Source organism: Bacillus mexicanus, from assembly GCF_050445615.1.
In the GTDB taxonomy this organism is placed as follows: Bacteria; Bacillota; Bacilli; order Bacillales; family Bacillaceae; genus Bacillus; species Bacillus mexicanus.
The window spans coordinates 707,239-720,306 of sequence record NZ_JBCEYV010000003.1; the positions used below are offsets into that span (position 1 = coordinate 707,239).

The following is a 13,068-nucleotide window of genomic DNA, read 5'->3' on the forward strand; positions in this document are numbered from 1 at the left end:
GATTAAAATTAATTTAAACAATCCAAGGAGGATACAAAAGGAATGAAAAATTTAGAAACGTGTGAAATCTGCAAAAAAGAAAAAAAAGAACTGACAATAGTTGCAATGCCTCAAATTGAGAAACAAATGATTATTTGCACTGACTGTATGAATAACAGAGAAAACATTTTAGAATCTTTTATTCAAGAGCATTTACCGAATTCCGGACAAAAAAATATCGGATTTTTGAATACTTCTATTCAAAGAAAGCTTGAAGATTTATATAAACAGAAAGAAACAAATACAAATGATTTTTTAACAAACCTAAATCAGCAAGTCCTAAAAAAATATGATCCGGTATTGTTTAGAGAAAATGAATTAAGAAAAACGATTCAGGTTTTGTTAAGGAAAACAAAAAATAATCCAATCCTTATTGGAGAAGCTGGTGTCGGAAAAACAGCAATTGCCGAATTACTTGCTTTTGAAATTGAAAAAGGCAGTTTTCCTAGGCTAAATGATCATACGGTTTATTCTCTTAATATTGCTTCGTTGATGGCTGGAACGAAATTTAGAGGAGATTTTGAAGAAAAATTCAATGCTTTAATCAAAAGTTTAGACGAAAAGAGTATTCTGTTTATCGATGAGATTCATTTAATTATGGGGGCCGGTTCCTCTTTAGATAACGATATGGATTTTGCTAACTTATTGAAACCATATCTCACAAAAGGGACACTCAAAGTTATTGGTGCAACTACATTAAACGAATTTAGAAAAATAGAAAAGGATCCAGCAATCTCAAGACGCTTTCAACAAATTAAGATTGAAGAGTTAAGTTCCGAAGAAACACTCGAAGTTCTGAAGAGAGTTAAGCCTTTATTTGAATCACACCATAATGTAAAGGTATCTAACGATTGTCTCGATACTATAGTCAGTTTATCTAAAGACTATATTCCGTATAGACATTTCCCAGATAAAGCAATTGATGTTCTCGATGAATCTTGCAGCCTTGTTTCTATGATTTGGAATCAAGAAGATTTAACCGACTTAGAGGTAGAATTCGATATGTTCATTTCTTCCGCAACACCGCCTGAAGAAGCGAAGGAGATCCAATCAACCATCCAAGATTCCAAAATTGTTAACTCTGAAACTGTTTCGAAAGTTATCGAGGGTATGACGAATATTCCAGTATCCAAGGTTACAGAAGAAGGAAAAGAACGTTTGTTAAATTTAGAAAACGAACTTGAGAAAAGACTAATTGGTCAAAAAGAAGCAATCAGAAGCGTTTCAAGAGCGGTGAAAAGATCTAGACTAAAAATAAAGAAATCTAAAAATCCAACTGTGTTACTGTTCGCAGGACAAACTGGTGTTGGTAAAACTGAGTTAGTAAAAGCTTTAGCGGAAAGTTTATTCGGACAAGAAGATGCAATTATTCGGTTCGATATGAGTGAATATATGGAGGAACACAGCACTTCTAAATTGATAGGCTCTCCCCCTGGATATGTAGGTCACGAAGAAGAAGGTCTACTAACGGAGAAAGTTAGAAGAAACCCTTACTCCATTATTCTTTTAGATGAATTTGAAAAGGCCCATCATAAAATATCAAACTTGTTCCTTCAAGTTTTCGACGATGGCCGATTAACAGATTCAAAAGGAAGAGTAATTGACTTTAAAAATACATTGATCATTTTAACGAGTAACATTGGGGTTCAAGAAAAATCAAAACTTGGATTTAACGGTGATACCAATGAAGTTGAGCGGAAATCTAGCAAGATAAAAGAAGCATTACGCAGTTCTTATTCACCAGAATTCCTTAATCGCATTGACGAACTAATTGTCTTTAATCAATTAAATGAAACGGATATTTCTCAAATTCTTGATTTACGAATAGATGAGTACCAAAAAACTTTATTAAAAGACCAAGGAATAGAATTAACCTTAGATCAAGATGCGAAATCATTACTTATTGAAAAAGGTTTTGATCCAGCAATGGGAGCTAGACCTCTTGCCCGCGTTATTACATCAGAAATGGAAGATTTGATTATTGATCACATTCTGACAAACGATAACCTTACATCAATTAGAATCACACAAGAAGAAGGCAGATTGCAAATTGCATAAAATAAAAAAAGCGCTTTGATTTCTATCATTGCGCTTTTTATCTTGCACCTTTTTTCAAGGGAAAAACAAAATCCTTTAGAAATAATATTTTAGATTTGTTCCCGTATAATCTTGGAGGTTCAATTAATGAATAAAAAAATCAAAGTTTTAAGCGTCATTGGCACTAGACCAGAAGGAATTAAAATGATTCCTTTGATCAAAGCTCTTCGAGAAGATCCGAATATAGAGTCCATATTTGTAAATACCGCTCAACATAGAGATCAGCTAGATCAGGTGCTTAAATTATTCTCTGTTAAACCTGATTATGATTTAGACATAATGAGTAAAAATCCCAATCTTGAAGAAATCTTATCTTATATTCTTGTAGATTTATCAAAAATTCTTGACAAAGAAAAACCAGATTTAGTTCTTGTTCACGGGGATACAGCTACTACGCTAGCCGGCGCTCAAGCGGCTTTTTTTAGACAAATTCCAGTAGGTCACGTTGAAGCAGGTTTACGTACTTTTGATAGATATTCCCCTTTTCCAGAAGAGATGAACCGGCAAGTGGTAGGTCGATACGCTTCACTCCACTTTGCAGCTACAGAAACTAACAAACAAAATTTATTATCAGAGTCAGTTAAAGAAAATGAAATCTTCGTTGTGGGAAATACTGTCATCGATTCATTATTAGAAATAACGAAAAAGACAGATAAACTTCAATCAGATCTTGAATCGATAATAAACAGTCCTTACAAAACCATTTTATTAACAACACACAGAAGAGAAAATTTAACTGAATTAGATCATATATACACAGCAATCAATGAATTAGTCTCTGAACACAACGATATCCAAATCGTTTTCCCACTTCATAAAAACCCAAAAGTTCGCGAAAAAGTTTATTCGTCATTAAACAACCACCCTAGGATTCACTTATTAGAACCCTTAGATTACTATTCATTTTCTAAATTAATGGCCTCTTGCCACTTTATCATTACTGACTCTGGAGGCATTCAAGAAGAAGCCCCTTCACTCGGAAAGCCTGTGCTTGTTGCACGCAAATCAACTGAAAGAATCGAAGGTGTCAAAGCAAACACTTTAAAATTAGTAGGAACTGATACTTTAAAAATTTTAGAGCAAAGTCATAAATTATTAAAGGATCCAATTTACTATGATTCCTTTTCCCAAAATAAAAATCCTTATGGAGACGGCACAACTTCAAAACAAATTGTTTCAATTATAAAGACACATTTTAATTTCTAAGGGAGGAATATTGGTGACTAAAAATTTAGAAGAGTATGTTAATCAATCGAAGAAGCCATCTTTGAATATGCTATTTTTAGAGACGAAAGTAGATAACCCAAATGTTGACTCTCATTTAGGTGGACTTCCTTATTTTACTGAAAATGATACTTGGCCAACTTGCGATAAATGCAAAAAAGATATGATTTTTCTTATGCAGCTTAGACAGTTAAATCAAGATAATTCAGTTGTTCTCACAGTTCTTTACCATTGCCGTTGTCAGGTTGAACACTATGACCCTCAGATCAAGGTATATGAATATGAAAACCCTGATATTAAACGAAGCATAACAGTTAATAAATCTGAAAAAGTGTTGCCCTATGTTGCAATTCGATTTGAAGCATCCTGGTCATTGCCTCATTGGAATCTCCTCCCCCTTTATAACCAAGAAGGATACAAAGCAATCCTTTCATATCATAAAGGAGACAAACAACTATCTGAAGACTGGTATGAAAGCATAAGGTGGAATGAAAATTTCCTCGCCACCGAACCATACAGTCTTATAAAAGGATATCCTGAATTTTCAGCATCACCAAAGATTGTAAAATGTAACTGTTGCAACAAAACAACCGATTTTGTTTTCCAATTAGACAGCTACGATGATTACAAAATCACTTGGAAAGATGGCGAAATCTTATATTGTTTCCGCTGCCCTAGAACAAACACATATTACTTTATTATAAATTAACCGGACCATACACCGGTTAATTTTTTTATTCTCGTTACATTTTTCTCGATGATATATCATAGACTTTTGTCCATATCCTTGACAAATTATATTAATGAATATAATAACAATAGCTTAAATTCCGGAGGTGTTGCTATGTCGCAAGAACAATATTTACATTCAATCGGTAAAAAGGGAAAAACTTTAAACACTGAAGAAATGACTTTCGATAAATACTTTGAAAGGGTCATAGGAAATCCTAAATTAGCCCGCAACGCTGTACAAAGAGTTTATGATATGATTCTCTCTTATGGTACTTCAGAAGACGAATCTGGGAACATACAGTACAATTTTTTTAAAGGTAGAATGTTTGGTGCCGAAAAACAAATCGAACAGATTATGGACTACTTCAGAGCAGCAAGTATGGGCTTAGATATTAAAAAAAGAATATTATTCTTCTTAGGACCTCCAGGCGGAGGGAAATCTATGTTTCTTTCATTTTTAAAAAAGGGATTATCTGATTACACAAAAAATGAAAAAGGTGCAATGTATAAAATAAAAAATTGCCCTATCAACGAAGATCCCTTGCATCTCATAGAAGATGAAACAGCTCGAAAGGAAATTTGGGATAGATACGGCATTAAGATTGAGGGTAAACTATGCCCCTATTGCAAACACCATTTAGATTATGATTGGAAACATAATATTTCTAATGTTAAAGTGGAACGTTTTTATATTGAAGAGGAAAGTAGAAATGGTATCGGAACTTTTGCTCCTGCTGAAAGAAACGATATGTCTGAATTATGGGGTGCCCCCAATTTAAGAAGAGTAGAAGAAATAGGAAACGAAGCTGATCCAAGAGCTTATGATTTTAATGGTGAACTCCATAAAGGTAACAGAGGAATAATGGAATTCATAGAGGTTTTAAAAGCAGATTCAGCATTTCTCCATATTTTATTAACACTTGCCGAAGAACAACAATTCAAAACCCCTCGTTTCCCACTTCAATACGTTGACGAATGCTTAATTGCTCATACAAATGAAGGTGAATTTTATAAATTTATCTCTGTAAAAGAAAATGAGGCCATAATTGATCGCCTGTATATTGTACAAATGCCATATAATATGCATTACAAAAATGAAGAAATGATTTACCATTCTGCTCTGAAAAATAAATTAGTTGTCAAAGGAGTTAGCGTCCACCCTGGAGCCGTTCGCTTTGCTTCTATCTTTGCTATTAATACTCGTTTATCAGATGATGGAGATCCTCTCCGTGATGGTATGCAAGGAATATCTCCCCGTTTTATCCTCAATACTCTAGCGATTTCAATGGTCAAATGTTCTAGTAATGTTGTAACACCAATTGATATGTACGACACCCTCTATTCCCAAGTTAAGAATTATCCTGTTCTCACACCCTCAACACGAGACGATTATCTGAACTTGTTAGATAGTTTAAAGAGCAAAATCAATGTATTCAACAATGTAACAATCAACGATGTTAAATTCGAAAAATCGATCAACACAGGAACTAAGTTGTTTGATCGTATTTAACAGAGCGAAGCGATGCCCTTATCCTGATGTGTGGTGGAGGGCCCAAAATTCACCCTTCACTAATAGGGTGGAAATCGGCAAAAAGCTATCCTGTTTTAGCGTATGGAGCCGCCGCATTGTGATACCAGTTATGCTCCTCAAGCATTACTGAACCGCCCAGGTCTCGCTTTACCGGTCGTTTCACCACGAAACATATCACAACCCACCTTGCAATTAAGCAACGAGCACGGGTTATTTTACTCCTAATAACGATCAAAAAGATCAACTAAAAAGACTACTCTATACTTTGAAGTGAGTAGTCTTTTTAAAAAATTATTAGTTTCAATCTGGGGAGCTAACGCCCTTCTAACGGGCTTACATCACGAGGGTTAGTCGTGAGCGAGGTTGACGGGAAACTCTAACAATTTTTTTGCGTCTTTTTTGCATCCTTTTCACGCCTGTCGATCAAGGATGAGCACACTGCCAGTTATATGAACTTGTTTATCATCTATGTAGATATCGTCTTATCTCTTTGTTTTTATTTTTTCGGGTATTTCCTATAAAAAAATAAATTATAAAACAAGTATTTCTTTATATGTTTTTTGCACAAAATAATTATATTCAAAAAAGATACAAGAATACAAATAAAAAATTTCTCAAATATGGGCTTATTCTCTATTTTTTACATATTGAAGGAGTGTAAATCGCCATTTTTTTAATTTCTGTTAACGTTTATAACCTCCTAAAACCCTTATATACCAACGATAATGCATAATTGACTGATGTTTATTTAAAAACAAAAATATTTTTATTATTTTTTAAAAAAATCCGTTAAAAGAAGGGTTTTTTTAAAAAATGTTTTTTATAATATGTTTACAAAAAATAAGAAAACAAAAAAACAAATAAATATTTAAATAAAGGTTTATTTTTAGGAGGATTAACGCAATATGCAAATAACACCGCTTAATACAATAGAGCTTAACACTTCATTAAAAGAAAAAGGTTATAAAGGTTGGTCCTTTGAGTATGATTCTTCACTGAATAGATATTGTCTATCCATTTTTGATAATCATAATCCTGAAGATGAACTTGTATTTTTCTTACACGCTTTCGATCTAAATATTTCTCACGCTATTCGTTATAAAAAAAACGGAATTGAAAACGCAATTGATCGACGTCATCCATTTTATTTAAAAGCAGAAGAAATAATTTCTTCGTTTCTAAACTAAACGCTATTCTTAATTTTAGATTTCATATCTTTTAAAATTTTACGAGCTCCTTTAAAATCTCCGTTTTGTATATAGATGAATAATTCTTGTTTTTTCTTAAAATATTCGATTGATTTTTGTTTTGTTTTTAGAGACTTTTCGTATATCTCTAGTTTTTCCAACATATCTTCTACTTTTGTTTTGATTTCGATGTAGTTGTTTATTTTTTCTTGTTGATCATTTATAAATAACTTAATTTGTTCCGGAGATTTTAAAGGATTATTTAATTGATTTTCTCTAGCATTTTCTTTTTCCATCTTTAATTTATTAATATCTAATGCAAAATCTTTCGGAAAAAAACTTCCTTGAGACATCAATTTAGTTTTTTGTGTAATCATTTGATTGATCACCTGTACGACATTTTCCCATTGTTTGAATCCGTTTGATATCTCTCTTTTTAATTCAGAAATTTTTTCAATATCTTCTTTTCTAATTCCAGTGATATCAATTTCTTTTTTTAGTTTTATGATGGCTTCATTTGTTTCATCCCAATATCCCTTTTCATCAGGTAATTCTATAAAATCATCGTCTATTTCTTCAGGAACTTTCGTTGTTAATACTCCGATCTTCCTGTTTATATAAAGTAAACACACTAATACAAAAAAAATTGCTATTAGAAATTGAAGCATCCTACTCTCCCCTTTCTTTCAAAAGAAATTAACATATAAAAAAAAGAACACCAAGGAATCGTGTTCTTTTTTTGCTTTTATAGAATACAGTGGGCATTATTTTTAATGATTTCAGAAACTTCTTCGATTGCTTTCTTATCCTTTTCAGATGGAGAACTAACCTCTATACCTATCATTGTTGACCATCGTATAGCAATGCGATTAATCATATCCTCCGTTAAAAAAACGTTTGTTTTAATCTCATCAAAATGATTCAAGATTTTTTGTTGATCATCCTTATTTATTCCATATTGATTAATCCAATTAGAAATTTCCGAGTCCAAATAATTTTTCTTATAAAGATCAAGAAATTTTTTTATTTGCGGCTGTTTATATTCTGATTGTACTAGATCTGCAATTTTATAGGGGGACAGCTTTGTTACTTCTTCATAAACCCCTTCAGTGATAGCATTTACCGTTTCAGATCTCATATTCGTGAAAAATTTAAAGTCAAATGGTTCTCTCTGAATAAATTTTGTTTTCTTTATTATCTTTATAAAATCTTCTTTATTCTCTTCAGTAATCATTTTTTCAACTTTAGTTGTTAAATTGCTTTTATTTAATTCAATTTCCTCAATTAATTCTTCTTTCTTTTGTTCAACAAAAGAAGAATCTAATTCCGCAAAGCCAAGAGCCTCAATTGATGTTTCTAATGATTTCAATTGAGCATTTTTGATGAACAAATTTTCATAAACATTTTGCAACAATTCTTTCATTTCCTCTGACACGCTGCGTTTTAGTTTTTCATTCTTAATATATGCTGATATTTCATCTTTAATAGATTCTGATAAATCCATCTTGTTCTCTCCTTTACGTCTTCTTTCTCTATTCTATTATGATATTGCATTATTAGTGGAAAAATAAAATTATAATGATTCAACCTCTCTTGCCCAAAATCCCTTCCAGGATGGGTCTATTCCTTGCGTATTATGTTCTGTGGCCCTTTCAAACTCCTGTTTTATAAAAAGCAAAAACATTCTTTTATCTTCAAATACCTTGAACTTCTTTTTATTATTCCCAAGAAAATACCACTCATTAATTTTCCCTAGAATAAGTTTTCCGTCCTCATACTCTTTTTTAGACAGAATTAAATTATCACCTAGAGATTCTTCGAGTTCTTCTTCTTTTTCTATAATTTTTTCAGGTAAACCACTCATTTCCTGAAAAATTTTAGATTGATAAAACTTTTCAACCCGACTCATAAGTTCCCTCCCATTTCTTTTTTACTTTATCGATTACGCCCAATGTATAATTAGAAAATTAAAAGGAGCGATATCTATGTTAAAAATAGAGACAATGCAAAATTTTTATCCATATGACACCGAAGAAGATATAAAAAACAAAAAAGTAATTTTAGATCATATTGGTGTCAACGAACAAGGAATTAACAATTTTCTTAATCCATCACTTAAAATTTTTAACCATCCATTCGATATGAAAGATCTTGAAAAAGCATTAGATCGATTAATTAGCGCTTTTGAAAAAAAAGAGAAAATCCTTTTTTATGGAGATTATGATGCTGATGGGGTTACTACAACTGCTTTATTCATAAAGTCTTTAAGAGATAAAGGAATTAAAGTCGATTATTATGTCCCCCATAGACACAAAGATGGTTACGGATTAAACGCAAACCGTATGGAAGAATTCGCGCAAAAATATGACTTGATTGTTACCGGAGATACTGGAATAAAAGAAATGGAAACTGTTCATAATTGCCCTATTGATGTAATCATTACCGACCATCACGAACCTTTTGTAACTTCCGATAAAAATCTTTTGAAACAATATAAAGAAAAATCAACTTTTATAGAAAAAAACGGAGAAACTATGGTTATTCCATCTGCATACGCTGTAGTGAACCCCAAGAGAATAGATTGCAACTATCCAAACAAATGTCTCTCTGGAGTGGCTGTTATTTTCAAATTACTGCAAGGCTTGTTTATAAAGAAATCTTGGGATCAGATGGATATTATCAAACACTTAGATATGGTAGCAGTAGGCCTTGTAGCTGACTTAGTCCCTCAATTTGATATTGAAAACCAGGATAGCGAAGTAAGATTAATGACGCTTGCCGGCATCCAAATGATGAATCAAGATCCAAAACCTTGGGTTCAAACAATCATAGAATTAGCGAATATTAAAAAAGTTGATTTCAGTTCATTAGGGTTTGTTTTTGGCCCCCGCTTTAATGCCGCTGGACGATTAGATAGTGCCTTTCCTGTAGTTGAATTTCTTTTAGAAGATAATTTTGATCTTTCTTTCGAAAAAGGCCAATTATTGGAGAAGTTCAACAAAGAGCGGAAGGAACTACAAAAATTAGCTACAGAAAATATTCAAGAATTTCTGAGTAATAGGGATTCATCGTGGTACGACAGAATTGTTGTTGTCAAAGCAGATCCTGAATATCACAGTGGCATTGCTGGTCTAGTAGCAAGCCAACTTGTTTCAACATACAACGTTCCATCAATAGTGCTCTGCGAAAAGACTATAGATGGAGAAGTATATTTAACAGGATCCTGTAGATCAATTGAAGGAATCGATATCTTACATTTATTAATCGAAACAGAAAAGACATTAGGGAATTATAAATATGGCGGCCACGAAATGGCAGCTGGTCTAACCATCAAACTTGATCAATTTGAGTTATTTAGAGAAGCGATACGCAAAGCAGCCTTTAAATTGGATGATTCGAAATTCGCTAAAGATAATTTGTTTTATGAGATTGAATTACCCATTAACGAGTTATCTCTAAGTATTGTACAGTTTATAGAAAACACAAACTCTAAAATCAGATTGTTTAGCCCTAACAACTATATATATTCTCCCCCCACTCAACTTGGAAAATCTATAATAAATGCATCTGTCTACATTGAAAAAGAACGCAGCAGATACAGAGCTTCTTTGTGGAAACGAGGAGAAGAATTTAGAGAATTATATGCTAAGGATTTGTTTGAGTACATAGACATTGTGTACACAACAGGAATGTTTAATGACAATATTTCAATATCTATCGACAACTATTCAATTCCTAACAAAAAATACACAAAAGACTGAAATTTTTCAGTCTTTTTGTTTGTTTTTTTGAAGTTTTTTGTTATCTTAAATCAAACACAGGAGGTGTCACCATTGTCCAAAATGTACTCAAGTTGCACGATTTGTTATAAGCCTTTGACAAAAGAAGACGTTATAACAAATGAAACTTTAGAAAACTATAACTTTCCAGTGTGCAATAAATGTCTTAATGAAACTAGTTTAGAAATTCAATCAATATTAAAAAAATGAGCCCTAAAGGACTCATAGTTTTAAATTAGGATCTAGCAGGATCAGGTTACCTTTTAATTGCTCAACACAAAGATTTCCATAATGACAAGCTCCAAAGATTCTGTCAACAATTTTCTCTTGAATCGCCCTCTCTGTTTCTTCGAAGATTAAAAGCATAGCTTGACCTTCTCTGAGCTCATCGATAACATCATAAGCATCGTCAGCTTCTTTCATTTCCATAGCTTTAACGGCTTTACTTTCATTTATAAACTTAGCTTTTCGATTCTTTTGAGTAACAGAATTGATAATCTTACCTGAAAAATCGTTATCCGCTTTATTTAAACTCGATAGATATTTCTCTTCTTGTTCTTTATCTACCTCAACTGTAGTTGTTCTACTACTGTTTTTCTTCTCCATTTTTTGCTGTGCGCTATCTTCACTTTTCATTGAATTAGAAAGTTGACTAAATGTTTTAGCGAACTCTTTACCAAATGCCATAGTGTTCCTCCTCTATTTTCTTTCTCCAAGGGGGTGTGTTAATGAATAACGACCGTTTTCTCCCCGGAAAGTGGTGTGATGAAATTGACGTTAATGATTTTGTTAATTTAAATAAAAAACCTTTTTTTGAAAAACCTAATTTTTTAATTTCATCAAGTTTATTTTCTTCCTATTACCAGTTTTTAAACAATTTTCGTATTAAAAACGATATGGAAGATATACCGAATGAAAAATTGCTTTCACTTTCATTTATTCTTCAGCATTTAGAAGGGCTATCCTTTGAAGAAAAGACATTTTCTTTTTCATTTACAGATCAAAAAAGATTTCGGGATTTATTTAACGAGACTGCTTCATCTGATTTGCGAAAGGCCGTAAAAATGGAGTTGCTTGAAAAGAATTTCGGATCACAAATACCTCCTATTTTCACCCCTGACATCAGACAATTGCCTTTATACGGAATAAGCCGGTTGATAAAAGATAAGAAGAATCATCTGAAGAGATTAGAAAATTTTTTAAAGACAACTGATTGGGCAGAAAAAAGAATTGAGATACACAGGCAAATTGAATCTTTAGAAAGATTCGAATTAGATTTTCCCTATCAAATGAAAAAACCAGCAAAAAATGCCACCGATGCTTTAAATGGTTTGTTGTCAGCTATTCTTTATGGGATAAGTGAAAATCCATATGTTACGTTCCACCTACCGTCATTGATACATTTCATTGATATTTATATCGAAAACGATATACAGTCAAAAAAACTAAATGAGGAGTTAGCACAATCTCTCATCAGCGAGTTTTATACAAAGTTATTGTTTGTACAATATTTCTTTGAAAAACGCAAAATTAAATTCTTAGTGTTAGAAACAATATTCTCAGCCGAACCCTCTAAAACCACCTTTCGCTTCTTACATTTTTATAACAGCTTAAAATCTTTACAATTCCCTATAATGGTTATACCTCACGTCGAAACGCCTTCTTTCTTAAAAGATTTTTACAATAAATTGATGAAGAATAGATCTCCTGTTCGGTTCTTACATTCAAGACTGTTTAAAGAGAATCAACTCTATACAATGTCTCACTTAGGTTTTCCCTTTTTAGCAGACCGCGACGTCATTTTATTCAATAAGCCTTGTAACACTCTAAAAATTCTGTACCTAACTCTCAATGGAGGAAAAGATACTGAAACTAATCACAATCTATTTCCGTTAAAAAATCCATTTATCGAAGACAATTTAGAATTCGAAGATTTTTGGAAAGCTTTTGAGAAAACAGTGTCATATATTTTTACAATGTATTCGGAAGCTAGCAACTTGATTATGCATTTATCCGAGAAGTATTACTCTCACCCGTTCAGAAATAGCTTTAAAAATTATTTATGGTTATATAAATATTTCTTCACTTTTACTCAGTTAGATACGTTGGCAATTAATATTTTGTCTTTGAAAAACGGTACTTATCAGTTTGAACGCAATCACAAAGGCTTCATAACTTCCATTAAAAATGGAAAAGAATATTCAAACGATGAAATATCAGATATGATAAGCGAAATAGTGCTTTTGCTTCAAGAACAAATTGATCGCGTCCCCTTCTACCACGATGGTAAACCGAATCTCCACTTTTTCTTAAATCAGCCTCTTCTCTCTTCAAAAAAATATAAGTATATATTGCCTCCACCGGAATATTTACCGGTTCACTTTATTCTTCACAATAAAGCGAGTTTTAAAGATTATGACCAAATCTTAAATATTAGCAAATACGATGTTTTAGACATTCAATTTTAAGCAAGAGAAAA

General features: G+C 32.3%; 11 protein-coding genes. 7 read left to right on the forward strand and 4 right to left on the reverse strand.

The features are described 5' to 3' along the window. The first annotated feature begins 42 nt into the window (after window positions 1-42). From AAGG74_RS18840 to AAGG74_RS18860, 5 genes are all read left to right on the forward strand, one after another. Complete coding sequence (locus tag AAGG74_RS18840) at window positions 43-2,097, forward strand: AAA family ATPase (protein ID WP_429676753.1); 2,055 nt, start codon at window positions 43-45, stop codon at window positions 2,095-2,097. 126 nt (window positions 2,098-2,223) lie between these two features. Next, window positions 2,224-3,342 (forward strand): non-hydrolyzing UDP-N-acetylglucosamine 2-epimerase, encoded by a 1,119-nt coding sequence (gene wecB, locus AAGG74_RS18845; RefSeq protein ID WP_429676754.1) that lies wholly within the window; start codon window positions 2,224-2,226, stop codon window positions 3,340-3,342. A gap of 13 nt (window positions 3,343-3,355) precedes the next feature. Next, complete coding sequence (locus AAGG74_RS18850; protein WP_429676755.1) at window positions 3,356-4,069, forward strand: DUF1963 domain-containing protein; 714 nt, start codon at window positions 3,356-3,358, stop codon at window positions 4,067-4,069. A 135-nt stretch (window positions 4,070-4,204) separates the two neighbouring features. Continuing rightward, a complete protein-coding gene (locus AAGG74_RS18855) occupies window positions 4,205-5,602 on the forward strand; it encodes a hypothetical protein (protein ID WP_429676756.1) in 1,398 nt (465 codons plus the stop codon). A gap of 926 nt (window positions 5,603-6,528) precedes the next feature. Continuing rightward, window positions 6,529-6,810, forward strand: coding sequence for a hypothetical protein (locus AAGG74_RS18860; protein ID WP_429676757.1), 282 nt, complete (start codon window positions 6,529-6,531; stop codon window positions 6,808-6,810). On the opposite strand, the gene AAGG74_RS18865 is transcribed toward AAGG74_RS18860, so the two are convergent. The 3 genes from AAGG74_RS18865 to AAGG74_RS18875 form a co-directional block, all read right to left on the reverse strand. After that, entirely contained in the window at window positions 6,807-7,478 is a 672-nt protein-coding gene (locus tag AAGG74_RS18865) for a hypothetical protein (protein ID WP_429676758.1), read from the reverse strand. The two genes, AAGG74_RS18860 and AAGG74_RS18865, sit on opposite strands and share 4 nt — an antisense overlap. Window positions 7,479-7,555: 77 nt before the next feature. Further along, window positions 7,556-8,314 carry a hypothetical protein gene (locus tag AAGG74_RS18870; RefSeq protein WP_429676759.1) on the reverse strand — a complete coding sequence of 253 codons (759 nt, stop codon included), beginning with the start codon at window positions 8,312-8,314 and terminating at the stop codon, window positions 7,556-7,558. 69 nt (window positions 8,315-8,383) lie between these two features. Further along, the gene (locus tag AAGG74_RS18875) at window positions 8,384-8,719 is read right to left on the reverse strand and encodes a hypothetical protein (RefSeq protein WP_429676760.1); all 336 of its coding nucleotides are present in this window, start codon (window positions 8,717-8,719) and stop codon (window positions 8,384-8,386) included. Window positions 8,720-8,795: 76 nt separating this feature from the next. Here AAGG74_RS18875 and AAGG74_RS18880 point away from each other — a divergent pair, with 76 nt between their 5' ends. After that, the gene (locus tag AAGG74_RS18880) at window positions 8,796-10,571 is read left to right on the forward strand and encodes a single-stranded-DNA-specific exonuclease RecJ (protein ID WP_429676761.1); all 1,776 of its coding nucleotides are present in this window, start codon (window positions 8,796-8,798) and stop codon (window positions 10,569-10,571) included. 240 nt (window positions 10,572-10,811) lie between these two features. Here the strand turns inward: AAGG74_RS18880 and AAGG74_RS18885 are convergent, their stop codons facing one another. Next, window positions 10,812-11,276, reverse strand: a complete 465-nt coding sequence (locus tag AAGG74_RS18885) for a cell division protein SepF (protein WP_429676762.1) — start codon at window positions 11,274-11,276, stop codon at window positions 10,812-10,814. Between the two features lie 41 nt (window positions 11,277-11,317). On the opposite strand from AAGG74_RS18885, the gene AAGG74_RS18890 reads away from it, so the two are divergent. Then, the gene (locus tag AAGG74_RS18890) at window positions 11,318-13,057 is read left to right on the forward strand and encodes a pyruvate formate lyase family protein (RefSeq protein WP_429676763.1); all 1,740 of its coding nucleotides are present in this window, start codon (window positions 11,318-11,320) and stop codon (window positions 13,055-13,057) included. The last annotated feature ends 11 nt before the right edge of the window (window positions 13,058-13,068 follow it).

Coding starts and splice junctions, on each gene's coding strand:
- AAGG74_RS18860 (WP_429676757.1), top strand. CDS start 6,529: ATGCAAATAACACCGCTTAATACAATAGAGCTTAACACTTCATTAAAA.
- AAGG74_RS18840 (WP_429676753.1), top strand. CDS start 43: ATGAAAAATTTAGAAACGTGTGAAATCTGCAAAAAAGAAAAAAAAGAA.
- AAGG74_RS18875 (WP_429676760.1), bottom strand. CDS start 8,719: ATGAGTCGGGTTGAAAAGTTTTATCAATCTAAAATTTTTCAGGAAATG.
- AAGG74_RS18865 (WP_429676758.1), bottom strand. CDS start 7,478: ATGCTTCAATTTCTAATAGCAATTTTTTTTGTATTAGTGTGTTTACTT.
- AAGG74_RS18880 (WP_429676761.1), top strand. CDS start 8,796: ATGTTAAAAATAGAGACAATGCAAAATTTTTATCCATATGACACCGAA.
- AAGG74_RS18885 (WP_429676762.1), bottom strand. CDS start 11,276: ATGGCATTTGGTAAAGAGTTCGCTAAAACATTTAGTCAACTTTCTAAT.
- AAGG74_RS18855 (WP_429676756.1), top strand. CDS start 4,205: ATGTCGCAAGAACAATATTTACATTCAATCGGTAAAAAGGGAAAAACT.
- AAGG74_RS18870 (WP_429676759.1), bottom strand. CDS start 8,314: ATGGATTTATCAGAATCTATTAAAGATGAAATATCAGCATATATTAAG.
- AAGG74_RS18890 (WP_429676763.1), top strand. CDS start 11,318: ATGAATAACGACCGTTTTCTCCCCGGAAAGTGGTGTGATGAAATTGAC.
- wecB (WP_429676754.1), top strand. CDS start 2,224: ATGAATAAAAAAATCAAAGTTTTAAGCGTCATTGGCACTAGACCAGAA.